Genomic DNA, 24231 nt, shown 5'->3' with positions numbered 1-24231 from the left:
CGGTGACCCCCGACCCGGAGGCCGTCGTGCGCGGCGCCCGCCTCGCGGTGGACGTCGGATCGGTCCGGGTCGGGCTCGCCAGCAGCGACCCCGACGGCCTGATCGCCACCCCGGTCGCGACGCTCGCGCGGGCCACGGGCTCGAAGAAGCGGCTGCCCGAGGACATCGCGCAGATCGTGCACGAGGTGAACGAGCGCGCTGCTCGGGTGGTGTATGTCGGCCTCCCGATGCATCTGTCGGGGTCCGAGGGCTCCTCATCGGGTGCTGCGCGCGCGTACGCTGTCCAACTGGCGCAGGCCATCGCACCGGTAACGGTGCGTCTGGTCGACGAGCGGATGAGCACAGTGTCCGCCCATCAGGCGCTTCAGGCGTCCGGCCGATCCGGACGCCGCCACCGACAGGTAGTCGACCAGGCTGCCGCGGTGGTGATCTTGCAGACCGCGCTGGACGCGGAGCGTGTGTCGGGGCGACGCCCCGGTGAGCGGGTCGTGATCGACCCGCACGTTCCTCCAGCAGCGCGCGGGGGGGCTGCGGGCGACGCACGGACGACGGTGGAGTGACGCGCACGTGACCAACAGGCAGACCGAGTGGTGGGCACCCGTAGCACCGACCGACGAGTCGCACGGCACCGTCGACGGGGAGAGTCGTCTCGCACCCGCCGAGGGCCGTCCCCAGCGCGCGCGCGGTCGCGCGCGGGAGCAGCGCGAGCGCAAGCGTCGGCGCCGACGTTCGATCTGGGTGCTCGTCGTGGCGATCCTCATGGTCGCCGGCGCGGGCTACGTGGTGGTCTCGCTCATGGGCGGCCTCTTCCAGGGAGCGGACACCGCCAAGGGTGTCGAGGACTACAGCGGCGTCGGCCACGGCGCCGTCGAGGTCGTCATCAAGCCCGGCGACACCGGCGAGGACATGGCGGTCACGCTCGTGGACGCCGGCGTGGTTGCCACGGTCAAGGCGTTCAACGAAGCCTTCGCCGCGAACCCGCAGGCCGCGTCCATCCAGCCGGGCACCTACAGCCTCCTGCTCGAGATGAAGGCGTCCGACGCCATCACGGAGCTGCTGAACCCGTCGAGCCGGGTGTCCTTCACGGTGACGATCCCCGAGGGGCTCACCAAGGACCAGATCGCCACCAAGATCAGCGAGAAGATGGCCGTCCCCGTCGAGGACGTGAAGGCCGCCATCGCGGACCCCGCCGCCATCGGCCTGCCCGCCGAGGCGAACGGCAACGCGGAGGGCTGGCTGTACCCGGCCACCTACGACATCGAGCCCGACGCGACGCCGGCTGGCGTCCTGACGCAGATGACCGCCCAGACGGTCGCCGTGCTGACGCAGAAGGGCGTCCCGCAGGACCAGTGGGCCGAGGTGCTCAACAAGGCGTCCCTGGTCGAGCGCGAGGCGCGGCTCCCCGAGGACCGGCCCAAGGTCGCGCGTGCGATCGAGAACCGGCTCGCCAAGGAGATGCCCTTGCAGGTCGACGCGACCGTCGCCTACGGCCTGGGCATCTCCGGCATGGACCTGACCACGGCGATGACGCAGGACGACTCCAACGCCTACAACACCTACCGCCACCTCGGGCTGCCGCCGACGCCCATCGCCTCCCCGGGCGCGGTGTCGATCGACGCGGTCCTCAACCCCGCGCCGGGCGACTGGATCTTCTGGGTGGCCATCAACCTCGACACCGGCGAGACCCGCTTCGCTGTCACCAACGACGAGCACAACGCGAACCGGGAGCTCCTGCGCCAGTGGCAGGCGGAGAACAGCGGGTGACGGTCGCCGCCCCCCGGCGGGCGGCGGTGCTCGGGCACCCGGTGGCGCACTCGCTGTCGCCGGTGCTGCACCGCGCCGCCTACGCAGCGCTCGGCCTCGACGGCTGGCGCTACGACGCCGTCGACGTCACCGAGGACGAGCTGCCCGAGTTCGTGCGCGGGCTCGACCCCTCGTGGACCGGGCTCAGCCTGACCATGCCGCTCAAGCAGACGGTCATCCCGCTGCTCGACCACGTCGAGCCGCTCGCCCAGGTGGTCGGAGCGGTCAACACCGTGCTCTTCCAGGGACGCACGCTGGTGGGCGCCAACACCGACGTGCACGGGATCGTGGCGGCCCTCGCGCTCGACCGGCCGGTGACGAGCGCGGCCGTGCTCGGGGCCGGGGCGACCGCGTCGTCGAGCCTGGCCGCGCTCGCGCAGCTCGGCTGCACGTCGCCCGTCGTGTACGTCCGGGCCATCGCCCGCGCCGGGGCGCTGATGCGGGCCGCGCACCGCATGGGCGTGACGCCGGTGTACCGCACGCTCGACGTGGCACCGCAGGAGCTCGGGGGAGCGGAGGTCGTGATCTCCACGCTCCCGCCGCACGCCGCAGACCCGCTCGCGGGTGACCTCACGCACGTCGCCGGTGTGCTGCTCGACGTCGCCTACGACCCGCGCCCCACGGCACTGTCGGTGGCGTGGGCCGCGGCCGGGGGAGCGGCGGTCGGCGGGGAGCAGATGCTCCTGCACCAGGCGGCCGAGCAGGTGCGCCTGATGACGGGGCACCCCGCGCCGCTCGCCGCCATGTCCGCGGCGCTCGAGGACAAACTCACCTCCTGACCTCCTCAGTCGGGTGGTCCGTCGTGCCGATTGACCGGGAGACACCCGCGCGGCCGCGACAGGCCGCCGGCTCGGACGGAGGGACGGCGCGTGAAGCAGCTCGGGGAGATCCTGCTCGATGACGGGCTCGTCACGGAGGCGCAGCTGCTCGCGGCGCTCGACGAGACGATGGCCCGGAACTCGACGCTCGGACGCACGCTGGTGGAGATCGGCGTCCTGACCGAGACGCAGCTGGTGCGGGCTCTCGCGACCCAGGTCGGGATGGCGTTCGTCGACCTCGACGACTACCCGGTCGACCGGACGGCCGTCAGCCTCGTGCCGAGCGCGCTGTGCCGTCGGTACTCGGTCCTGCCCGTGGCCATCGAGGGCAGCTCGATCGTCCTGGCGACGTCGGACCCCGGCAACGTGATGGCGGTGGACGACGTCCGCAACGTCGCCGGGATGTCCGTGATCCCGGTCATCGCCACCCACGACAACCTCTTGCGCGCCATCGACCGGTTCTGCCGGGCCGACGACGAGATGGAGGACCTCTCCCAGGCCTTCGAGGAGATCGACTCCGAGCCCGAGGCCGACCTGTCGAAGATGGGCGAGATCGCCGACGACGACGCCCCCATCGTCCGCTTCGTGAACCTCCTCGTCACGCAGGCGATCACCGACCGCGCCTCCGACATCCACATCGAGCCGTCGGAGAAGGACCTGCGGGTCCGGTACCGGATCGACGGCGTGCTGCACGAGACGCAGCGCGCCCCCAAGCAGATCCAGAGCGGTGTCATCAGCCGCGTCAAGATCATGAGCGACATCGACATCGCCGAGCGGCGCAAGCCGCAGGACGGCCGCATGTCGGTCGTGCACAACGGACGCAAGATCGACCTGCGCGTGGCGACGCTGCCGACCGTGTGGGGCGAGAAGATCGTCATGCGGATCCTGGACAACTCCACGGCGAGCCTGGACCTGCGGGACCTGTCGTTCCTGGACAGCAACTACGAGGTCTACCGCGAGGCGTACACCAAGCCGTACGGGATGATCCTGGTGACCGGACCCACGGGTTCCGGCAAGTCCACCACCCTGTACGCCACGCTGAACGCCGTCTCCAAGCCGGAGATCAACGTCATCACGGTGGAGGACCCGGTCGAGTACCGGCTCGCCGGGATCAACCAGGTGCAGGTGAACCCGAAGGCGGGCCTCACGTTCGCGGGTGCGCTCCGCTCCATCCTGCGCTCCGACCCGGACGTCGTGCTGCTCGGTGAGATCCGCGACCACGAGACCGCGCAGATCGCGATCGAGGCCGCCCTGACCGGGCACCTCGTCCTCTCGACCCTCCACACCAACGACGCCCCCTCGGCCATCACCCGGCTCACCGAGATGGGGATCGAGCCGTTCCTCGTCGGTTCCGCCCTCGACTGCGTCGTCGCACAGCGCCTGGCGCGGCGCCTGTGCTCGAAGTGCAAGGAGGCGTACCAGCCCACACCCGAGGAGCTCGTCGCCTCCCGGTTCCCGTGGGTGCCGGGTGAGCCGATCCCGGAGCTCTTCCGTCCCGCCGGCTGCGTGACCTGCTCGAAGACGGGGTACCGAGGTCGCCTCGCGCTGCACGAGGTCATGAGCGTCACCGAGGACATCGAGCGTCACGCGGTGGCCAACTCGTCGTCCGCCGACATCTCGGCGACCGCCATCAAGCAGGGCATGATCCCGCTGCGCGACGACGGTTGGCAGAAGGTCGTGCTCGGTCAGACGTCGATCGAGGAGATCCTCCGGGTCGTGGCATGACCCACGCACGCACGTGACGCGTGCGGATGTCTCAAGTCGGTCATCGGTGCCGCCGATGAACGGTCCAGCGGTACGTCCGTGGCGGTCGCAGCGAGCGACCAACTGGAGGGAATGACGTGAGCGAGAACTATCGGGAGCCCGTGGCGGAGCCGACGCGCCCCCTGCCGCCCTATCGACCGGCGGGCCCGCAGCCGACCGCGGTCGCCGCGTTCTCGCCGATCCCGTCGCAGAGCGTCGCGCCCGCAGCGCCACCGGCACCGATCCACCCCTACGGGGCACCCGCCGGTTCCCCCGGCGTCGGGCAGGCTGGACCCGGCTTCGCGGCGCAGGCGCCCGCGCCGGCGGGACCGCCCAGCTTCACGGGCCCGGCCACCTTCGTGCCCGGCGGCCAGGCCGCGCCCGCGGCTCCGTCCACGGGGACGCGACTGTTCCTGCCGGCGCCGCCGCCGCCTCCAGAGCCCGCTCCCGCGCCCGTCGCGGTGGTCACCCCGCCGACGCGGGAGCAGCGTCCGACGCCCGCCGGCCGGGACCGAGGGCCTCGTCGCGGTTCGGCGGAGGACCTGCAGGCCGACGACCTCCCGATCGACGCGATCCTCACCGAGATGGTGCGGCTCGGTGCCTCCGACGTGCACCTCACGACGGGGACGACACCGATGGTGCGGGTCAACGGCTCGCTGCACGCCCTTGAGAACTTCAGCCAGGTCACGCCGGACGGCCTGCGCCGCTCGATCTACGCGTTCCTCACCCAGAAGCAGCGCGAGAAGTTCGAGGCCAACCTCGAGCTGGACCTCTCGTACGCCGTGCGGGGCCTCGCCCGGTTCCGCGTGAACATCTACCAGCAGCGCGAGTCGATCGGCGCGGCCTTCCGCGTGATCCCGTACGAGATCAAGCCGCTCGAGGAGCTGGGCGTCCCGGCCATCGTGGGAACGTTCGCCGGTCTTCCCCGTGGGCTCGTGCTGGTCACGGGACCCACGGGTTCGGGCAAGTCGACGACGCTCGCGTCGGTCGTCGACCTGGCCAACCGGACCCGGCAGGACCACATCATGACCGTGGAGGACCCGATCGAGTTCCTCCACCGGCACAAGAAGTGCGTGGTCAACCAGCGTGAGGTCGGCCAGGACACCCACTCGTTCGCGAACGCGCTCAAGCACGTCCTGCGTCAGGACCCGGACATCATCCTCGTCGGCGAGATGCGCGACCTGGAGACGATCTCGGTGGCGCTCACCGCGGCCGAGACCGGGCACCTCGTCTTCGCGACGCTGCACACGCAGGACGCGGCCCAGACGATCGACCGCGTCATCGACGTGTTCCCCGCGCACCAGCAGGCGCAGATCCGCACGCAGCTGGCCGGAGCCATCCAGGGCGTCGTGTGCCAGACGCTCGCGAAGCGCTCGGACGCCCCCGGGCGTGCCGTCGCGACCGAGGTCCTCGTCGCCACACCGGCCATCCGCAACCTCATCCGTGAGGGCAAGACCCACCAGATCTACTCCGCCATGCAGGCCGGCGCCAAGCAGGGGATGCACACGATGGACCAGCACCTCGCGGACCTGGTCAAGGTCGGCAAGATCTCCTACGAGACCGGCCTCGAGAAGTGCCACCACGTCGAGGACTTCAACCGCCTGACCGGCCGGTTCTCCGGCGGCTCGCAGGGGGCGGCCGGCATGGGTGACGCCGTGTCCATGGGTGGGGCCTCCTACGGAAGCCAGGCGCTCTGATGCCCACCGGGCAGAAGACGTACGAGTACGCGGTCCGCGACAAGGGCGGCAAGCTGGTCAAGGGCCGGGTCGAGGCGAACAACCAGGCCGCGGTCGCCAACCGGCTGCGGGAGATGGGGCTGGCGGCGGTCTCGATCTCCGAGGTCGGCACCGGGGGCCTGAACACCGAGATCAACATCCCCGGCTTCGGCAAGAACAAGGTCTCGCTCAAGGACCTCGCGATCATGGCCCGCCAGCTGGCGACCATGATCGACTCCGGCCTGTCGCTGCTGCGCGCGCTCAGCATCCTGGCGGACCAGACCGAGTCCAAGCCCCTGGCCAAGGTCGTCGGTCAGGTCCGCAACGACGTCGAGGGCGGCACCGCCTTCTCGACGGCGCTGCAGAAGCACCCGAACACGTTCCCGCCGCTGATGATCAACATGGTCAAGGCCGGTGAGGTGGGCGGCTTCCTCGACCAGGTGCTCGTGTCGGTCGCGAACAACTTCGAGTCCGAGGTCAAGCTCCGCAGCACGATCAAGTCGGCCATGACGTACCCGGTCGTGGTCTTCGTCGTCGCGATCCTGGCGGTGGCGGGCATGCTGCTCTTCATCGTGCCGGTGTTCGCGGGCATGTTCTCGAGCCTGGGCGGCGACCTGCCCCTGCCGACGAAGATCCTCATGGGACTCTCCGAGATCCTCAAGGTCGCGGCGATCCCGATCCTGGTCGTGCTCGTGGCGTTCTCGTTCTGGTGGGGCAAGCACAAGAACGACAAGTCGGTCCGGATGCGGATGGACCCGATGAAGCTCAAGCTGCCGGTGTTCGGCAAGCTGTTCCAGAAGATCGCGGTGTCCCGCTTCACCCGCAACTTCGGCACGATGATCCACGCCGGCGTGCCGATCCTGCAGGCGCTCGACATCGTCGGCGAGACCAGCGGGAACCTCGTGATCGAGAAGGCCGCCAAGGCGGTCCAGGAGTCCGTGCGGCGCGGTGAGTCGTTGTCCGGCCCGCTGTCCCAGCACGCCGTCTTCCCGCCGATGGTCGTGCAGATGATGGCCGTCGGGGAGGACACGGGCGCCCTGGACACCATGCTCGGGAAGATCGCCGACTTCTACGACGCCGAGGTCGAGGCGACCACCGAACAGCTGACGAGCCTCATCGAGCCGCTCATGATCGTCGTCATCGGCGCGATCATCGGCGCCATGGTCATCGCGATGTATATGCCGATCTTCGGCGTCTTCGACCTGATCTCGTAAGCCCATTCGAAGGCACGGCCGCCCAGCGGCCGTGCCTTCGTTGCGCCGACCGGGTGATCACAGGGAAAAGGTCGCACTGCGCGTCAAGAATGCGCTGCTCAGGGTCGATAGCACGGGTGCACCACCGAACCGGCTCCGCCGGACTGAACACGACAATTCGACCGCACCCACAACCTGGAGCTGACTGTGATCGCTCGCATGCAGAAGTCCATGGCGGAGAAGGACAAGGGCTTCACGCTCATTGAGCTTCTCGTCGTCATCATCATCATCGGCATTCTCTCGGCCATCGCCATCCCGGTGTTCCTGAACCAGCGCAAGAAGGCGGTCGACGCCTCGGTCAAGTCTGACCTGCGCTCGGTCGCCCAGTCCATCGAGTCGTACTACACGGACTTCCAGAAGTACCCCGCCAATGCCGACGTCGCCCAGACGGGTGGCGCCGGCAAGGACGTCGTCATCACCAACGGCGACGCCGCGAAGACGAGCGCGGGCACGGAGATCAGCTACGCGCTCGACACCAGCGGCCAGGCGTACCAGCTCAAGGGATGGAACGACAAGGGCACGGCCAACACCGCGTCCAAGTACTACCTGTACGACAGCGACGAGGGCGGCCTGAAGAGCACGGTCGTCACGACCGCCGCTCCGTGACCTGCGCGACAACCCACTGTTGATCTATCCCTGACTCCGGAAAGAAGAAGAACATGATTGCTCGTATGCAGAAGTCGATCGCGCAGAAGGACAAGGGCTTCACGCTCATTGAGCTCCTCGTCGTGATCATCATCATCGGCATTCTCTCGGCCATCGCCATCCCGGTGTTCCTGAACCAGCGCAAGAAGGCGGTCGACGCGTCGATCAAGTCCGACCTGCGCACGGTCGCCCAGGAGGTCGAGTCCTACTACACGGACTCGCAGGCCTACCCGACCGCCGGGGTGACCTCGACCGGCACGCCGCCGAAGATCACGATCACGACGGGCTCGCCCATCACCCTCTCCGGGGAGAACGTCGTGTCGTACAAGCTCATCGACTCCAACTCGTACTGCGTGTACGGCTACAGCGCGAAGGGCACCGGCGGCACGACGGCCGGCTTCAGCTACCTGAGCGCCGGCGGCGGCCTGCAGCCGGGCACGGCCACGACCAAGGCCGCGGGTTGCTGATCACCACCACGTAGTCACGGCGGTGCGGAGACGGCGACTCGTCCGTCTCCGCACCGCTTCGGTGCACGCCACACGACCCGAGGGAGGCCAGCCATGATCCAGCGACTGCAGCGCGACGACGCGCCGGACGCCGGCTTCACGCTGATGGAGGTGCTGGTCGCTCTCGCGCTCATCGCCATCGTCGCCAGCGCGTCGCTGGCCTTCTTCATCAACGGCACGCGCACCGTCACCACCCAGCAGCGCCAGCAGAACGCGACCTCCATCGCCAACGAGGCCATGGAGGACTCCTTCTCGCGGGTCGCGAAGTTCTCCACGACCAAGACGTCGGGAATGGTGGTCGGCCGGACCAAGGCGGAGGTCCAGGCGGCGTGGTCCACCGCGACCGCGGCGGGGGTCGTCGGCCTCAGCGACGCATTCCCGGACTGGGACGCGTCGACCAGCCCTGCACCGTTGGCCGGGACCGGCGACGACGCGGTCAAGCTGACGTACCAGGTCGAGAAGTCCCGGATCAAGTACACGGTCACCACGCTCTTCGGCTCGTGCTACCGCAGCACCACGCTCCCGGGCGCGCCGTGCACGAAGAGCGGCGGCACCGCCGCCTGGGTGGCCGACCCCGGCTACCAGCGCATGATCCGCGCGGCCGTGATGGTGACCTGGCCGGACATCACGGGGAGCTGCGGCGGCACGGTGTGCACGTACAACATCTCGTCCCTGATCGACCCGAACCACGACCTGAAGTGGAACAACACCACCCTGATCCTCGCCGCTGACGACTCGCTGGCGATGGATGCCGACGCGACACCCGTGAACATCGACGTGCTGGACAACGACACGCTCCCTGCGCTGACGTCGAACCCGGTGGCGTCGGTCACCCAGCCCCTCAAGCCGTCCACGACGGCGCCGTCGATGGGGAGCACGACGATCAACGCGGACGGCACCATCAAGTTCGACCCGAACGACGACGCGCACGGTGAGGTCACGTTCCGGTACACGATCACGATCGGGGCGCGCACCACGACCGGCACGGTGCACGTGTACGTCAACCCGCTCGCCGTCAACTACTCGAGCGCCGCCGTGGTCGGTGTGCCGGGCTCGGTCCCCATCAAGACGCGCTACGGCACCAACCCGGTCTCGATCGAGCTGACCGGCGCCGTCCCGCCCGGCGTTTCCGTCGCGGGCACCTCGATCAAATGGACTCCCACCACGGCCGGGACCAAGACGATCACGTACACGTACACGGACTCCGAGGCGATGGTCAGCCGGCCGGGCACGGTGACCCTGAACGTGACGAACTACGCCCCGCCCGTCAACGGTCCGGTGACGATCAGCATCCCGGCCAGCTCGAGCAACTACGCGCTGAACCTGCAGACCGCGACGAACAACCTGCCCGCCGCCAACTACCGGGTGCGGGTCCTCGGGCAGGCGTCGCCGCCGACCGGGACGTCGCTCAGGGTCGACGGTGTCCAGGCCGTCGCCGCAGGAACCACCGGCACGTCGGTGACCTTCACGCCCGAGGCGAAGAAGCTCGCGGTCTACACCTTCACCTACGAGATGCTCGACCTCGACGGGAACAAGTCCCCGGTCGCGACCGCCACCATCAGGACGCAACCCGTGGCGCAGCCCGACGCGTTCACGGTCACGAAGTCGGGGAAGTTGACGGTCAAGACGGAGCTCGACGTCGGTGCCAACGACGGCGCGTTCGCCAACACAAAGTTCACGGTCCTCAGCGCCCTGCCGAACAACTGTGGCTCGATCGACAGCAGCAAGTGGGCCACGAACGGCAAGGTCACCTACTCGTCGCCCACGAGTGCGAGGACGTGCTCCTTCACGTACCGCATCACCCCCAACGACAGCGGCTACCAGACGTCCAACACGGTGACCGTGACGCTGAAGGTGAACAACTGATGCGCGGCATCCTGCGCCGCGCGCGTTCCGACGAGCGCGACTCCGGCATCACGACGATCGAGCTGATCGTCGCGATGGGGATCTTCGTCTCGGTCGTGGCCATCTTCCTCAGCGGTGTGGTGGTCATGACCAACAACGCCGTGCGCAGCACTGTCACTGTGAACGCCGGTGACAGGGCGCGACTGGTGCTGCAGCGGTTCGACAAGCAGGTGCGCTACGCCGACGCGGTGAACCTGCCCGGTGCCGGCGGCGGCGGACGTCAGTACATCGAGTTCCGGACGCCCGCCACGGTGGCGAAGAGCGGTGTCACGACGTGCACGCAGTGGCGCTGGGACCCCGCGACCGGGGTCGTGGCCATGCGCTCGTGGGCGGACGGCGCCGGGAGCCTTCCGTCGTTCGTCGGAGTCACGACGGACCTGGCCGACGCGGCGACCGCCGGGTACCCCTTCTCCGTGGAGCTCGCCTCCCCGCTGCACCCGCGCCAGGAGGTGACGGTGTCGTTGCTCTTCAGGGGCGCCGAGGCCGCCGAGGTCTCGTCCGCGTCGAGCTTCGTCGCCCGGAACAGCTCGGTGGAGTCACCCAGCAACATCGACGGCGCCCCTGCGGACGGCGTCTCGGACAACCCGGTCTGCGCGCCGGCGGGGTTCCGACCGTGAACCGACGAGGAGGAATGGTCATGCGGGACGCCGTGCGAGCACTGCAGGACAGGACCGGGGGAGCGGACCGCGATCGTGGCGTCGCCCTCCTGACTGCGCTGCTGATGATCATGATCATGAGCGCGCTGAGCGTCCTGGTCCTCGGCCTGGTGGTCAGCCAGGTCAAACCGACCCACTTCTCCGAGAAGAGCACCCGCACCATCTTCGCCGCCGAGGCGGGCGTGGAGGCGAGCCTGGCGCGCATCCGCACGGCGGTCGCCGTCGCGGACTTCACGGGCAACGTGTACGGCGATCCCAAGAAGCTGCCGTGCACGCTCACCGGCGCCGTCGACACCGCCGCGTCGGGGACGACCTACGACGTCACGATCCAGTACTTCAAGGAGGACCCGGCGGGCCGGTCGGCCGGCTGGCGCGCGACCAACGCGCTGCCGTGCTCGAACGGTCTCGGGACCAACGCCCAGCTGCCGTCGTACGCCTACATCTCGTCGCACGGCCAGGCCGTCTCCTCCGCGCGCGTCAAGAGCGACATGGCGGACCGGTCGATCGCGATGATCTACCAGTTCTCGACGACGACCACCAACGTCGCGGGCGGACGGATCTACTCGTACGTCGCCAACTCGAGCACCGCGCAGTTCTGCCTGCGGGCCGAGGGGCTCACCGACGGCTCCACCATCAAGTACCGCCCCGTCGGCACCTGCGGGACCAACGCCCTCGAGGACTACGAGCTCTGGGTCTACGACACCGACTACACGATCAAGCTGGCCAGCTCCACGCTGACGGCCAACACGCTGTGCCTGACCACGATCGGCTCGGACATCAAGCTGAAGAGCTGCGCCTCACCCACCTACGAACAGCTGTGGTCGTGGCACGAGGCAGGCAAGGCGACGTGGCAGGGGCAGGACTCGGGCAAGGCGGACAGTGGACGGTGCCTGGGCTCGCCCAAGACCTCGGGCACCCCGGGGGACGGCGACCTGCTGAAGCTGACCTCGGGCTGCGCCGACAACCAGCCCTACGGGTCCTTCTCGCCGGACCCCGCGGTCGGTCCCGGCGCGGCGAGCGTCAACACCCACCAGATCGTGAACTACCTCGAGTTCGGCCGGTGCTTCGACGTGACCGACGAGACCACGTCGCGGCCGTTCCTGATCTCCTACCCGTGCAAGCAGGACCCCCCTGCCGGCGCTGCGCTGAAGTGGAACCACAAGTGGTTCTACAACGAGCCCCTCGTCGGCACCACGGCGCCGAAGCAGCTGATCTACATCTACAACGCCGCGGGCACCCAGTACTGCCTGCAGTCCCCGGCGGCGCAGTCGACCCCCTCCGGCTACGCGGGGATCGGCGTGGGGTTCTACCCGGTCATCACGACCTCGTGCAATCTTGCGACGCCGGCGTCCCAGTGGATCCGGCACACGGCCACGGGCAACAAGACGACCAGCTGGACGATCCAGGACAGCACCGGTCGCTGTGTCGCCGCGAGCGGTGGCAGGTACAACGGAAACTGGACCTCGCTCGTCATGGCCACCTGCGACGGCAGCACCGCGCAGAAGTGGAACGCTCCGGCGGAGAACGTCGAGGCTGAGGTAGGCAACTACCTCGAGGAGACCAGCTGATGGACCAGGGGGACATGACGTGACGGGCGCGCTGATCGGGCTCTCGGTCGTGATCGGGAGCGTGATCGGCTCGTTCCTGAACGTCGTCGTGTGGCGCGTGCCCCGCGGCGAGTCCGTCGTGTCGCCACCGAGCGCGTGCCCGCAGTGCGCGCACCCGATCCGGCCCTACGACAACGTGCCGATCGTGTCCTGGCTGCTGCTGCGAGGCAGATGTCGGGACTGCGGCGCCGCCATCTCCGGGCGGTACCCGGCCGTCGAGCTGGGCACGGGGGTCGCCTTCGCGCTGGTGACCTGGTGGCTGGGCGTCTCGTGGGCGCTCCCGGCGTTCTGGTACCTGGCCGCTATCGCGATCGCGCTGGCCTTGATCGACATCGACGTCAACCGCCTGCCCGACGCGATCGTCCTCCCGTCCTACCCCGTGGCCCTCGCCCTGCTCGCGCTCGCGTCGTGGAACCCCACCGGTGAGCCGGACTGGGCACCGCTGCTGCGCGCGGCCCTCGGCGCCGCGATCCTCTTCGCCGTCTACTTCGTGCTGATCATCGTGTACCCGAAGGGGATGGGCTTCGGCGACGTCAAGCTGGCTGGCGTCCTCGGGCTGTACCTCGGCTGGGTCGGCTGGGACGCCCTGGTGGTCGGCTGGTTCGCAGCCTTCCTGCTCGGGGGAGTGTTCTCCGTCGGCCTCCTGCTGACCCGCCGGGCGAAGCGCGGCTCCGGCATCCCGTTCGGCCCCTGGATGCTCGCCGGCGCGGCGGTCGGTCTCGTCCTCGGCCCCGCGGTCGCGGACTGGTACGTCGGCCTGCTCTGAACGATCGCAGCCGTTCCACGAACGGCTCAAGTCGCCCGGTGTTCCGCCCGATAGCACCTGGGAACTCATCGATCCTTCGGAAGGACCCTCGTGGCCACGTCACGCGTCATCGGGCTCGACATCGGCTCGTCGTCGGTGCGCGCCGCCGAGCTGGAGTTCGGCAGCGGCGGCCCCAGCGGCAAGAACGCCCCCACCCTGGTCCGGTTCGGTCAGGCGCCGCTCCCGGTCGGGGCCGTCCGCGACGGCGAGGTGCAGCAGCCGTCGATCGTGTCCCAGGCGCTGCGTCAGCTGTGGGCGCAGACCAAGTTCACGTCGAAGGACGTCATCATCGGCGTGGGCAACCAGCGCGTCATCGTCCGCGACCTGGACCTCCCGTGGATGCCGCTGGCGCAGCTCAAGGAGTCGCTGCCGTTCCAGGTGATGGAGCTGCTGCCGATGTCCACGGACGACGCGCTGCTGGACTTCTTCCCGACGGGCGAGCTCGAGGGACCGCAGGGCCGCATGGTGCGCGGCATGCTCGTCGCCGCCCAGCGGGACACCGTCGCGTCGAACGTCGTCGCGGTCGAGGGCGCCGGGCTCAAGCCGCGCATGGTGGACCTCAACGCCTTCGCCCTCATCCGGGCGCTCTCCCACGGCGAGCTGTCCGGTGCCACGGCCGCGTTCGTCGACATCGGGGCGAGCCTGACCACCGTGGTGATCTCCGCGCAGGGCTCTCCTCGCCTGGTGCGCGCGCTTCCCTCCGGGGGCGTGAACGTCACCAACGCCGTGGCGACCGCCCTGAAGATCCCCGCCACCGAGGCTGACCAGCTCAAGCGCGAGATCGGGATCGGCTACGCGGTCGGCCCGGACCGGGCGGACGCGGCCGAGGCCATCGCGACCGTCGTCACCTCTCTCGTGGAGTCGATCCGCAACACGTTCGTCTACTACTCGGGCAGCAACCCGGGCAAGGGCCTCGACGTGGTCGTGCTCACCGGTGGCGGGTCGCACCTGCCCGGGCTCGGCCAGTACCTGTCGAGCGCCAGTCGGCTGCCCGTCACGCTCGGTGACCCGCTCGCCGGTCTTCGCATGGCCAAGACCGTGCACCGCGACTCCCTGAACGGTCTCGAGTCGCTCATCGCCCTGCCCGTCGGACTCGCGTACGGAGTTGCCGCATGACCACCTTGCTCGAGCGCTCGAAGCCGCAGAAGCGCGCCGGCGGGGCTCTCCTCGTCGGTCTTCCCCAGGTCAACCTCCTGCCGCCGGAGGTCAAGGCGGCGCGCACGCTGCGCCACGTCAAGCAGTGGCTCGTCGTGGTGCTGCTCCTCGTGCTGGCGATGGCGGGGGTGATGTACGCGTTCGCCCTGCTCTCCCGGACGTCCGCGGACTCCGCCCTCGCTGATGCGCAGGGCGAGGCCGCCCAGCTGAAGTCGCAGGAGGCCAAGTACGCCGAGGTCCAGCCCGTGCTCGACGGGCTGCGGCGGACCACGGAGACCCGGACCGTCGGGATGGCGCCGGAGGTGCTGTGGAAGCCGTACCTCGACGCCATCTCCGCGGTCCTGCCGCAGGACGTGAGCATCACGACCTTCTCGGTGGTGCAGGGCGGGCTCGTCGCGCCGCCCCCGACGTCCCCGGACGCGCTCACCGCGCAGGGCGTCGCGACCGTGCAGTTCGCCGCGCGGGCCAAGACGCTCCCGGACAGCGCCGCCTGGACCGAGGCCCTCAACACGATCCCCGGCTTCTACGGCGCGTCGACGTCGTCCGACACGCTCGGCGAGATCGACGGTGTCGTCGCCTACGAGGTGACGTCGATGGTGCAGGTCGACATGGCTGCGCTCGCCCGCCGGTTCCCCGCCGCCGACACCGCCACGGAAGGCAGCTGACATGACCAAGAACAAGGCCGGCGGCTGGATCGCCGGAACCGCCTTCGCGTGCATCCTGGTGCTCGCCGCCGCATGGTTCGTCCTCGTGTCGCCGACCCTGGCGACCGCTGCGGAGACGCGGGCGGCGGCGGAGTCGCAGCTGGACCAGAACGCGATCGCGAAGATCAAGCTGGCCAAGCTCAAGGAGCAGTTCGAGAACATCGATGCCCTGCGCTCGGAGCTCGCCGCGCTCCAGCTCCAGGTGCCGCCGACCGCCGAGCTGTCCACGTACAAGCGGCAGGTCGACGCGGTCGCCGCGGCGCACTCCGTGACCATCGTCTCCTTCCAGGCCGCCACGGCGGTGGGGGTCACCCCGCCGGCCGCACCCGAGCCCGTCGCCGAGTCCACGGACGCCGCTACCGAGGGCGAGGCCGCCGACGCGGTCGTGCCGGCCCCGCCGGTGGTGACCACGTTCACGGTGCCCGTCACGATCAACGTCGTGGGCTCGTACGAGAACGTCCTGGCCTTCCTCCAGGACGTGCAGACCGGAACGCAGCGGCTGATGCTGGTCGAGCAGCTCGCGGGCGCCGCCCAGACGCCGTCGGACGCCTCCGGGGGGAAGCCCCAGCTCAACGAGGGCGATCTGGAGCTCATCGTCACCGGGTCGCTCTACGTGCTCCCGCCCACCGACGCCGCGGTCCCGGTGGCCGACCCGGCGGCGGAGCCCCCTGCGCCGACGCCGCTCCCGCCGGCCAACGGCCGCAACCCGCTCCTGCCGCTCGGCTGAGCGAACGTCACGACGAAGGGCCCTCCTGCGGCGGCAGGGGGGCCCTTCGCCCGTTCTTCGGACGTCGTGCGGCGGCACTCGGCGCCCATGGAAGGATCACCCCATGCTGCGTTGGTTGACGTCCGGTGAGTCCCATGGTCCGGCGCTCGTCGGCATCCTCGAGGGCCTCCCGGCGGATGTCGAGGTGCAGACGTCGGACATCCAGGAGGCGTTGGCCCGCCGGCGCCTCGGCTACGGCCGGGGTGCACGCATGAAGTTCGAGCAGGACGAGGTCCGGCTGCTCGGTGGCGTCCGGCACGGGCGCACGCAGGGCGGCCCCGTCGCCGTCGAGATCGGCAACACCGAGTGGCCCAAGTGGGTCGACGTGATGTCGTCGGACCCCGTGGACGACCCGGACGTCCTCAACCGCGCGCGCAACGCGCCGCTCACCCGTCCGCGGCCGGGTCACGCGGACCTGGTGGGGATGCGCAAGTACGGGTTCGACGACGCCCGTCCGGTCCTCGAGCGCGCCAGCGCGCGCGAGACGGCCACCCGGGTGGCGCTCGGGACCGTCGCCGCCCGGTTCCTCGAGCAGGCGGCAGGTGTCCGGCTGGTCTCGCACGTGGTCAGCATCGGTCCCGTCGCCGCCCCGGAGGACGCCGCGGTGCCGACGCCCGACGACGCGGCCGCCCTCGACGCCGACCCGGTGCGCTGCTTCGACGCGGCGACGTCGGCGGCGATGGTCGCGGAGATCGACGAGTGCCACAAGGACGGCGACACCCTCGGTGGCGTCGTGGAGGTGCTCGCCTACGGCCTGCCGTCGGGCCTCGGCTCGTACGTCCACGCCGACCGCCGCCTCGACAGCCAGCTCGCGGCCGCGCTCATGGGGATCCAGGCGATCAAGGGGGTCGAGGTCGGCGACGGCTTCCGCACCGCAGCACGGCGCGGGTCGCAGGCGCACGACGAGATCGAGCGGGATGCGACGGGTCGGATCGTGCGACGCACCAACCGGGCCGGTGGGCTCGAGGGTGGCATGACCAACGGCGAGGTGCTCCGGGTCCGCGCGGCCATGAAGCCGATCTCCACGGTCCCCAGGGCGCTCGACACGGTGGACACCGCGACCGGCGAGGCGGCCAAGGCGCAGCACCAGCGCTCGGACGTCTGCGCGGTGCCGCCGGCGGCCGTGGTCGCGGAGGCGATGGTGGCCCTCGTCCTGGCCGACGCGCTGCTCGCGAAGACGGGCGGTGACTCCGTGGCGGAGGTCCGCCGCAACCTCGAGTCCTACGTGACCGCGATCCCCGAGCTGCTGGCATGAGCGCCGCGCCGGGCCCGCGCATCGTTCTGGTGGGTCCTCCGGGATCCGGCAAGTCGACGGTGGCGATCGCGCTGGGCGAGCGGTGGCAGCTCGCGGTCCGCGACACCGACGCGGACGTCGAGAGCACCGTCGGCAAGACGATCGCCGAGGTCTTCGTCGAGGACGGCGAGCCCGTGTTCCGTGCCCTGGAGCGGGACGCGGTCCGGCGCGCGCTCGACGAGCACGACGGCGTCCTCGCCCTCGGTGGGGGAGCCGTGCTCGACGAGTCCACGCAGGAGCTGCTGGGCGCGTACGTCGCCGGCGGCGGGATGGTGGTCTTCCTCGACGTCTCGCTTGCCCACGCCGCACCGCGGGTGGGGTTCAACCAGGCGCGACCGCTCCTGCTCGGAAACCCGCGCGCGCAGTGGCAGGCGCTCATGGAGGCGCGGCGTCCGGTGTACGAACGCGTGTCGACCGTCCGCGTGCTGACGGACGACCGGCGGCCGACGGACGTCGCGGTGGTGATCGAGGAGGAGCTGGCGGTGCTGCGCCGCGGCGAGGGGAGCGCGTCATGACCGACCCGAGGACCGTGCGCGTCGAGGGCGACCAGCCGTACGACGTCGTCATCGGCAGGAACCTGCTCGGTGCGCTCCCCGAGGTGCTGGGCAGCGGCGTGCGACGCGTGCTCGTCGTGCACCCGTCCGCCCTCGCGGCCACCGCCGACACCGTCCGTGAGGACCTCGCGGCGCACGGGTACGAGGCGTTCATCGCCGAGGTGCCCGACGCGGAGGAGGCCAAGACCGCCCAGGTGGCCGCGTTCCTGTGGCAGGTGCTCGGGCAGGCCGACTTCACGCGCAGCGACGCCATCGTCGCCGTCGGCGGGGGTGCGACCACGGACCTCGGCGGCTTCGTGGCGGCGACCTGGTTGCGCGGGATCCGGGTCGTGCACGTGCCGACGACGCTGCTCGCGATGGTCGACGCGGCGGTCGGCGGCAAGACCGGGATCAACACCGCCGAGGGCAAGAACCTGGTGGGTGCCTTCCACCCGCCCGCCGGCGTCCTGTGCGACCTGGCGGCGCTCGAGTCCATGCCGAGGCACGACTTCGTCGCCGGTCTCGCCGAGGTGGTCAAGGCGGGGTTCATCGCCGACCCGCGCATCCTCGAGCTCGTCGAGGCCAACACCGCGGTGCTGACCGACCCGGTCGCGGCGGCCTCGTCACCCGTCCTCCTCGAGCTGGTCGAGCGGGCCGTGGCGGTGAAGGCGCGCGTCGTGGGGGAGGACCTGCGCGAAGGGGGCCTGCGCGAGATCCTCAACTACGGCCACACCCTCGGGCACGCGATCGAGCACGTCGAGCGGTTCCAGTGGCGGCACGGCGCGGCCGTGTCGGTCGGCATGGTCTACGCCGCCGAGCTCGCGCGGCTGGCCGGACGGCTCCCCGACGAGGTCGTCGACCGTCACCGCGCGATCCTCACCTCCCTCGGCCTGCCCGTCACGTACCGGGGCGACCGGTGGGACCGCCTCCTCGCCGCCATGCGGCGGGACAAGAAGACCCGGGGCGACCTGCTGCGGTTCGTGGTGCTGGAGGACGTCGCCAAGCCTGTCCGCCTCGAGGGACCCGACCCGGCGCTGCTCGCAGCGGCGTACGCCGAGCTCAGCGAGGGCGCACCGGCGCCGTCACGGGCGATCTCCCTGTGACCGGCACGGACCTCACCTAGGCTGCCCGGTATGACGCGCGTGCTGGTGCTCAACGGTCCCAACCTCGCTCGACTGGGGGTGCGGGAGCCCGAGGTCTACGGTTCCAGCACGCACGACGAGCTCGTGACCGCGGTCGAGAAGTGGGCCGCGGACCTGGGGCTGGACGCCGACGTCCGCCAGACCGACGACGAGTCGGAGCTGGTCGGCTGGCTGCACGAGGCGGTGGACGCGCGGGCGCACGTCGCACTCAACCCAGCCGCGTTCACCCACTACTCGTACGCACTCAGAGACGCGGCGGCGCAGGTCACGCACGCGGGACTGGTGCTGGTCGAGGTGCACCTGTCCAACCCGTACGCGCGGGAGGCGTTCCGGCACGTCTCGGTGATCGGTCCGGTCGCGACGGGCACCATCGCGGGCTTCGGCGTCGAGGGCTATCGCCTGGCGCTCGAGGTCATCGCCGCCCGCTCCTGACGGCTGTTGGCGGGCACCCCGGCCTCAACTCCGGGTGGCCACGGACCGAACAACAGGACGTAGCCACCACCGGGAGGAGCTGACGTCCGTGCCGTCGAACGGGGGACCCGTGCGCGTCGCCGGGCCCGAGCGGCCGGCCGCCAGGCTCACGCGGGAGGCCGCACTGCTGGCCGTCGAGCGCCCTCGCCTCGTCGGCGCGGCGAGATGGGTGTGGGCGCGGCCCTGGACGGTCCTGCCGCTGTCGTTCGTCGCCTTCGGCGTCCTCGGCGCGAGCAACCCCGACAGCGACGCCGTGATGTTCCTGGCCGCCGGCCGGCGCCTGCTCGGACCGCAGGGACTCGACGTGTTCGCCGACCCGGAGCTCCAGCTCGGGCCGCTCGCGCTGCTGCTCGCCGGCGTCGTCGCCGCCATCGCGGACGTCCTCGGCGTCTCCGCGCTCTTCCTCCTGGGAGCCGTGCAGGCGGTGCTGGTGCTCGTGCTGGCGCAGGCGGTCGCCGGACGCGCGGCCACCCGCGGGGGCACGTCACCGGACGTCGCGCGATGGGTCCTCACCGCGGTCCTGCTCCTGAGCGGCTCGCTCGCCGAGGCGACCATGATGGGCCACGCGGAGGAGATCGGGTTGGGCCTCGCCCTGGCGTGGGCGGCCCTGTCCTGCATGGACGGGCGGCGGTGGTCCGTCGGGCTCGTCCTCGGTCTGGCCGTGGGCGTGAAGCTCTGGGCGATCCTCGGGCTGCCGCTCGCCCTGGTCGACCGCCGTCCGCGGGCCGCCGCGGCGCGTGTCGCCGTCGCGCTCGCGCTCGCGCTGGCCCTGTACGGACCCTTCCTCGTGTGGGGCGACGTCCGCACGTTCGAGTTCGTCTGGGCAGTGTCCGGACCGTCCACGGTCGGGCTCGCCCTCGGCACGGCCGCTCCCGCGGGCTGGGGTCTGCGGATCGCCCAGGGCGTCGCCGTCCTGGTGGTCGGCGCGGGCCTCGCGTGGCGTCGCGCCGAGCCGCTCGCGGTGGTGGCGGCCGTGCTGGCGGTCCGCCTCCTGCTCGACCCGATCCGCTTCCCGTACTACTCCGGGCCGCTGCTCGCCGTGCTCGTGCTCTGGGCCTGGACGTCGAGCGCGGGCGTGGTCCGTGGGCTCCGGGTCCCCGTGCTCGTCGCGGCGCCGGTCGTGACGCTCGCCCCGTACCTGCTCCCGCACGGCCTCCAGGCTGTGGTCGGGACCGCCGTCCTCGTCGGCGTCGTGGTCGTTGCGACGCGCAGTGCGCTCGGCCGGACCCGCGCCACCGTCATCCACCGTCCGCACCTGCCGGAGGCCGCGGGCACCACCACGTAGGCGCGACGGACTGCCGTGTGCCGGCCGCACGGTACGATGGTCGGCGGTCTGCTGCGTAGATGCCGCGCACGCCCCTCCGGGGCCGCGCCTCCGGCGGGCCGCACCGAAGCTCATCGACAGGAAGCGACGATCGTGGCGACCACCAACGACCTCAAGAACGGCACCGTGCTCAAGATCGACGGCCAGCTGTGGACCGTGATCGAGTTCCAGCACGTCAAGCCCGGCAAGGGTGGCGCGTTCGTCCGTACCAAGCTGAAGAACGTCATGTCCGGCAAGGTGGTCGACCGCACGTTCAACGCCGGCCTGAAGGTCGAGACGGCGAACGTCGACAAGCGCGACATGCAGTACCTCTACAAGGACGGTACGGACTTCGTGTTCATGGACACGGACAACTACGACCAGGTGCACATCTCGGAGACCACGGTGGGCGACGTCGCCCACTTCCTCCTGGAGAACCAGAACGCCATGGTCGCGACCAACGAGGGCATCCCGCTGTACGTGGAGCTGCCGCCGTCGGTGGTGCTCGAGGTGACCTACACGGAGCCGGGTCTGCAGGGCGACCGCTCGTCCGCCGGCACCAAGCCCGCGACCCTGGAGACCGGCTACGAGATCCAGGTCCCGCTGTTCCTCGAGGCGAACACGAAGGTCAAGGTGGACACTCGGGACGGGAGCTACCTGGGCCGCGTGAACGACTGAGGTGGGAGCTCGCACCAAGGCCCGCAAGCGGGCCCTCGACGTCCTGTTCGAGGCGGACCAGCGAGGGCTGGACCCCATCAGGCTGCTCGCCGACCGCATCGCGGAGCCGGGCACCGAGGCGGCGTTGCCCCAGTACTCCGTCGACCTGGTCGAGGGCGTGATCGCGCAGCAGGACCGCATCGACGAGCTGTTGGCGACCCACGCGCACGGCTGGACCATCGACCGCATGCCGGCCGTCGACCGCGCGCTGCTGCGCCTCGGCACGTGGGAGATCCTCTACAACGACGACGTGCCGGACGCGGTCGCGGTGGACGAGGCCGTGGAGCTCGCGCGGTCGCTGTCCACGGACGACTCGCCCCAGTTCGTCAACGGCCTCCTCGGCCGCATCGTCGACCTCAAGCCGACCCTGCTGGCCTGACGCCCGTCACACGGTGCGCGGCACGACGAGCCGGGAGTCGTCCTGCGCCGAGTTGGGCTGCGGCACCCCGACCGGCCGTCGCGCAGGCGTGCGCACGGTCGCCGGTCGGGGGCCGCGGACCGGCAGCGACGGCGCCGGGCGGCCCAGGAAGTTGCCCTGCACGCGGGTCACGCCCATCTCGGCGAGGGCGGTGAGCTGCACGGGCGTCTCGACGCCCTCCGCGACGATGGACAGGCCGTGCGTGCTCGCGAGCGCGACGATCGCCCGCACCACGCCACGCCCGCGGTCGGTCCCCATGTCGCGCACGAACGAGCGGTCGATCTTCAGCTCGTCGACGGGGAGCCGGGACATGCGCGCCAGCGAGCTGTAGCCGGTGCCGAAGTCGTCGACCGCTATCCGGGCGCCGCGGGCTCGCAGCTCGGACAGCACCGGGATCGCGGACGACGTCTGGATCAGCGCGCTCTCGGTGATCTCCAGGGTCAGGTGCTCCCAGAAGGCGCCGCCCCACGCGGTCTCGATCTGTTCCAGGGCGTCCACCTCGGCCAGCTGGCGCGCCGCCAGGTTGACCGAGACGGGCATCTGGAACCGCTCGAGGGCACGGCGGGCCTGGCGCAGAATCTCCAGGCCGATCGGCACGATGAGGCCGGACTCCTCGGCGAGGTCGAGCCACTCGGCGGGCAGGACGAACCGCCCGCGGTGCTGCCAGCGGGCGAGCGCCTCGACCTGCACCATCTCGAGCGTCTGCGCGTCCACGATGGGCTGGAAGTGCGCCGTGAAGCGCCCGTCCGCCACGGCGTGCTCGAGGGCGGTGCGCTGGTGGCGCTGCGCCTCGACCCGCTGCCGGAGCTCGCGGTCGAACACGCGGAAGCCCGAGCGTGAGCGCTTCGCCTCGAGCATCGCGGTGTCGGCGTGCCGGATCAGGGCGTCGGTGTCCACGATGTCGCCGGGCTGCCACGTGGCCACACCCACCGTGAGCCGTGCCGGCCTGCTGCCCGCGTGGCGGTCGACGAAGCCCTCGCGGATCTCGCGGGCGATGGCGACCAGGTGCGCGTCCTCGGGCGCGCGCGCGACCACGATGACGAACTCGTCCCCGCCGACGCGGCCGACGTGCGCGTCGAGGTCGGCGACGGCCCGCCGCAGGTACTCGGCGGCCCGGACGAGGAGCGCGTCGCCGTGCGCGTGCCCGAACGAGTCGTTGACGCGCTTGAACCCGTCCAGGTCGCAGTAGGCGAGGGACACCCTGGTGCGTTCCACGTTCGCCCGTTCGAGCATCGCCAGGAGGTGCTCCTCGACGGCCCTGCGGTTCGGCATGCGCGTCAGCGGGTCGGTGAACGCCGTCGTGTGCAGCCGCTCGCTCAGCTGGTAGCGCTCGGCGGCCGCCGAGACGATCTGCGCGAGGTCGATGAGGAACGCCCGCGCCCGCGCGGTGTGGTCCACCTCGTCGGCGGAGTAGAGCTCGCTGACGAACCGGTCGCGCGCGATCGGGCGCAGGGAGCCTTCGACGCTCGGGTCGCCCAGGATGGTGCGTGCCTCGTCGCGCGCGCTGAGCAGCAGCGCGTCCGCATCCTTGATGTACCAGGCGGCGTTGGCGAGCCGGGCCAGGGCGTCGCGCATGCGGTGCTGCCGGGCCGCCTCGTCCTGGGCGAGGCGGAGCCGGTTCAGGGCGAGCAGCTCGATGCCCACGGCCAGCGGGATGGATCCCAGGGCCGAGCACAGCGCTCCGACCGGGTGGTCGGACCACAGGACGCCCGCGGTGAACAGGGTCAGCGACGCCGCCCCGGCGATCACCAGCAGGCTGTCGAACCCCGTGAGCCGGATCCGGCCCAGCGCCGCGACGACGTACGACACGACGACCGCGGTGGGGACGAGCAGCAGGGCGGCCGTGAGGACGTCGTGGTCGGCCACGTACCGCTCGAGCGGGACCCACCACAGCACGGCGTGGGCGGTGAAGAGGGGGATGGCCGCCCAGAGCCAGTACCGGATCCTCGGACCGCCCGCGATCGCCCGGGTGGCGGGGATCGCGATGATCAGGAAGCCGGCCAGGAGCAGCGCGTGCGCGTAGACCAGGGCGTCCCGCACCGGACCCGGCGTGGTCAGCGCGAACAGCCCGCCGGCCAGCAGCACCAGGGCCATGTCGGTGGACCAGGCCAGGGACCAGGCCGCGCTGGCGGGACGGACCTCGCCGCGCCACCACAGCCACTGGAGCGCGCAGAAGCCACCCACCAGACCGGCAGCCAGCAGCTGCAGCACGGTGACCCAGGTCGGAACGCTTCCCAGCACGACCCGTGAATCGTCATCTCCCGGGCGGGGG

The 24231-nt window shown here is 70.8% G+C and carries 23 protein-coding genes; 22 read left to right on the top strand and 1 reads right to left on the bottom strand.

Going from position 1 to position 24231, the window contains the following annotated elements; genetic code table 11:
- Positions 1–2 precede the first annotated feature (2 nt).
- The 22 genes from ruvX to nusB all read left to right on the top strand — a co-directional run bounded on the left by ruvX (position 3) and on the right by nusB (position 21920).
- Positions 3–560, top strand: coding sequence for a Holliday junction resolvase RuvX (ruvX, locus tag KG102_RS09370; RefSeq protein ID WP_249667259.1), 558 nt, complete (start codon positions 3–5; stop codon positions 558–560).
- Between the two features lie 7 nt (positions 561–567).
- Entirely contained in the window at positions 568–1764 is a 1197-nt protein-coding gene (gene mltG / locus KG102_RS09365; protein WP_208213362.1) for an endolytic transglycosylase MltG, read from the top strand.
- The gene (locus tag KG102_RS09360; protein ID WP_208289881.1) at positions 1761–2582 is read left to right on the top strand and encodes a shikimate dehydrogenase; all 822 of its coding nucleotides are present in this window, start codon (positions 1761–1763) and stop codon (positions 2580–2582) included. The genes mltG and KG102_RS09360 overlap by 4 nt, the downstream gene beginning before the upstream one ends.
- Before the next feature lie 90 nt (positions 2583–2672).
- Entirely contained in the window at positions 2673–4346 is a 1674-nt protein-coding gene (locus tag KG102_RS09355; RefSeq protein ID WP_208213364.1) for a GspE/PulE family protein, read from the top strand.
- A 116-nt stretch (positions 4347–4462) separates the two neighbouring features.
- Positions 4463–6061, top strand: a complete 1599-nt coding sequence (locus KG102_RS09350) for a type IV pilus twitching motility protein PilT (protein WP_208289882.1) — start codon at positions 4463–4465, stop codon at positions 6059–6061.
- Positions 6061–7293, top strand: coding sequence for a type II secretion system F family protein (locus KG102_RS09345; protein WP_208213366.1), 1233 nt, complete (start codon positions 6061–6063; stop codon positions 7291–7293). The genes KG102_RS09350 and KG102_RS09345 overlap by 1 nt, the downstream gene beginning before the upstream one ends.
- A 198-nt stretch (positions 7294–7491) precedes the next feature.
- Positions 7492–7938: a prepilin-type N-terminal cleavage/methylation domain-containing protein gene (locus tag KG102_RS18975; RefSeq protein ID WP_307802850.1), complete on the top strand. Its 447-nt coding sequence runs from the start codon at positions 7492–7494 to the stop codon at positions 7936–7938.
- Between the two features lie 53 nt (positions 7939–7991).
- Positions 7992–8444 carry a prepilin-type N-terminal cleavage/methylation domain-containing protein gene (locus tag KG102_RS18970; RefSeq protein ID WP_307802851.1) on the top strand — a complete coding sequence of 151 codons (453 nt, stop codon included), beginning with the start codon at positions 7992–7994 and terminating at the stop codon, positions 8442–8444.
- A gap of 93 nt (positions 8445–8537) precedes the next feature.
- Entirely contained in the window at positions 8538–10349 is a 1812-nt protein-coding gene (locus KG102_RS09330; protein WP_208289883.1) for an Ig-like domain-containing protein, read from the top strand.
- Positions 10349–11005 carry a PulJ/GspJ family protein gene (locus KG102_RS09325; protein ID WP_208213369.1) on the top strand — a complete coding sequence of 219 codons (657 nt, stop codon included), beginning with the start codon at positions 10349–10351 and terminating at the stop codon, positions 11003–11005. The genes KG102_RS09330 and KG102_RS09325 overlap by 1 nt, the downstream gene beginning before the upstream one ends.
- Positions 11006–11025: 20 nt before the next feature.
- On the top strand, positions 11026–12612 hold the full coding sequence (locus tag KG102_RS09320; RefSeq protein ID WP_208289884.1) for an RICIN domain-containing protein: 1587 nt from the start codon (positions 11026–11028) through the stop codon (positions 12610–12612).
- Positions 12613–12631: 19 nt separating this feature from the next.
- Complete coding sequence (locus KG102_RS09315) at positions 12632–13417, top strand: prepilin peptidase (RefSeq protein WP_208213371.1); 786 nt, start codon at positions 12632–12634, stop codon at positions 13415–13417.
- A gap of 90 nt (positions 13418–13507) precedes the next feature.
- Complete coding sequence (pilM, locus tag KG102_RS09310; RefSeq protein ID WP_208213372.1) at positions 13508–14572, top strand: type IV pilus assembly protein PilM; 1065 nt, start codon at positions 13508–13510, stop codon at positions 14570–14572.
- The gene (locus KG102_RS09305; protein ID WP_208213373.1) at positions 14569–15276 is read left to right on the top strand and encodes a fimbrial assembly protein; all 708 of its coding nucleotides are present in this window, start codon (positions 14569–14571) and stop codon (positions 15274–15276) included. The genes pilM and KG102_RS09305 overlap by 4 nt, the downstream gene beginning before the upstream one ends.
- A gap of 1 nt (position 15277) precedes the next feature.
- On the top strand, positions 15278–16042 hold the full coding sequence (locus KG102_RS09300; protein WP_208289885.1) for a hypothetical protein: 765 nt from the start codon (positions 15278–15280) through the stop codon (positions 16040–16042).
- Between the two features lie 103 nt (positions 16043–16145).
- Positions 16146–17336 carry a chorismate synthase gene (gene aroC, locus KG102_RS09295; protein ID WP_208289886.1) on the top strand — a complete coding sequence of 397 codons (1191 nt, stop codon included), beginning with the start codon at positions 16146–16148 and terminating at the stop codon, positions 17334–17336.
- Positions 17333–17890: a shikimate kinase gene (locus KG102_RS09290; RefSeq protein WP_208289887.1), complete on the top strand. Its 558-nt coding sequence runs from the start codon at positions 17333–17335 to the stop codon at positions 17888–17890. The genes aroC and KG102_RS09290 overlap by 4 nt, the downstream gene beginning before the upstream one ends.
- Positions 17887–19011 (top strand): 3-dehydroquinate synthase, encoded by a 1125-nt coding sequence (gene aroB, locus KG102_RS09285; RefSeq protein WP_208213377.1) that lies wholly within the window; start codon positions 17887–17889, stop codon positions 19009–19011. Before KG102_RS09290 ends, aroB begins: the two co-directional genes overlap by 4 nt.
- Positions 19012–19041: 30 nt before the next feature.
- Positions 19042–19482: a type II 3-dehydroquinate dehydratase gene (gene aroQ, locus KG102_RS09280; RefSeq protein WP_208289888.1), complete on the top strand. Its 441-nt coding sequence runs from the start codon at positions 19042–19044 to the stop codon at positions 19480–19482.
- An 88-nt stretch (positions 19483–19570) separates the two neighbouring features.
- Positions 19571–20806, top strand: coding sequence for a glycosyltransferase 87 family protein (locus tag KG102_RS09275; RefSeq protein WP_208289889.1), 1236 nt, complete (start codon positions 19571–19573; stop codon positions 20804–20806).
- A 132-nt stretch (positions 20807–20938) separates the two neighbouring features.
- Positions 20939–21502, top strand: a complete 564-nt coding sequence (gene efp / locus KG102_RS09270) for an elongation factor P (RefSeq protein ID WP_208289890.1) — start codon at positions 20939–20941, stop codon at positions 21500–21502.
- A gap of 1 nt (position 21503) precedes the next feature.
- Positions 21504–21920 (top strand): transcription antitermination factor NusB, encoded by a 417-nt coding sequence (gene nusB, locus KG102_RS09265; RefSeq protein ID WP_208213381.1) that lies wholly within the window; start codon positions 21504–21506, stop codon positions 21918–21920.
- A 6-nt stretch (positions 21921–21926) separates the two neighbouring features.
- Here nusB and KG102_RS09260 read toward each other — a convergent pair whose 3' ends face one another.
- Positions 21927–24200, bottom strand: coding sequence for a putative bifunctional diguanylate cyclase/phosphodiesterase (locus KG102_RS09260; protein WP_208289891.1), 2274 nt, complete (start codon positions 24198–24200; stop codon positions 21927–21929).
- Positions 24201–24231: the final 31 nt, after the last annotated feature.

The organism is Cellulomonas fengjieae (genome assembly GCF_018388465.1).
GTDB lineage: Bacteria > Actinomycetota > Actinomycetes > Actinomycetales > Cellulomonadaceae > Cellulomonas > Cellulomonas fengjieae.
Note: the sequence above shows the minus strand (reverse complement) of the source record. Positions and strands in the feature narration are given on the sequence as shown.

Coding starts and splice junctions, on each gene's coding strand:
- KG102_RS09345 (WP_208213366.1), top strand. CDS start 6,061: ATGCCCACCGGGCAGAAGACGTACGAGTACGCGGTCCGCGACAAGGGC.
- KG102_RS18975 (WP_307802850.1), top strand. CDS start 7,492: ATGCAGAAGTCCATGGCGGAGAAGGACAAGGGCTTCACGCTCATTGAG.
- KG102_RS18970 (WP_307802851.1), top strand. CDS start 7,992: ATGATTGCTCGTATGCAGAAGTCGATCGCGCAGAAGGACAAGGGCTTC.
- KG102_RS09330 (WP_208289883.1), top strand. CDS start 8,538: ATGATCCAGCGACTGCAGCGCGACGACGCGCCGGACGCCGGCTTCACG.
- KG102_RS09325 (WP_208213369.1), top strand. CDS start 10,349: ATGCGCGGCATCCTGCGCCGCGCGCGTTCCGACGAGCGCGACTCCGGC.
- KG102_RS09320 (WP_208289884.1), top strand. CDS start 11,026: ATGCGGGACGCCGTGCGAGCACTGCAGGACAGGACCGGGGGAGCGGAC.
- KG102_RS09305 (WP_208213373.1), top strand. CDS start 14,569: ATGACCACCTTGCTCGAGCGCTCGAAGCCGCAGAAGCGCGCCGGCGGG.
- KG102_RS09300 (WP_208289885.1), top strand. CDS start 15,278: ATGACCAAGAACAAGGCCGGCGGCTGGATCGCCGGAACCGCCTTCGCG.
- aroC (WP_208289886.1), top strand. CDS start 16,146: ATGCTGCGTTGGTTGACGTCCGGTGAGTCCCATGGTCCGGCGCTCGTC.
- KG102_RS09290 (WP_208289887.1), top strand. CDS start 17,333: ATGAGCGCCGCGCCGGGCCCGCGCATCGTTCTGGTGGGTCCTCCGGGA.
- aroB (WP_208213377.1), top strand. CDS start 17,887: ATGACCGACCCGAGGACCGTGCGCGTCGAGGGCGACCAGCCGTACGAC.
- aroQ (WP_208289888.1), top strand. CDS start 19,042: ATGACGCGCGTGCTGGTGCTCAACGGTCCCAACCTCGCTCGACTGGGG.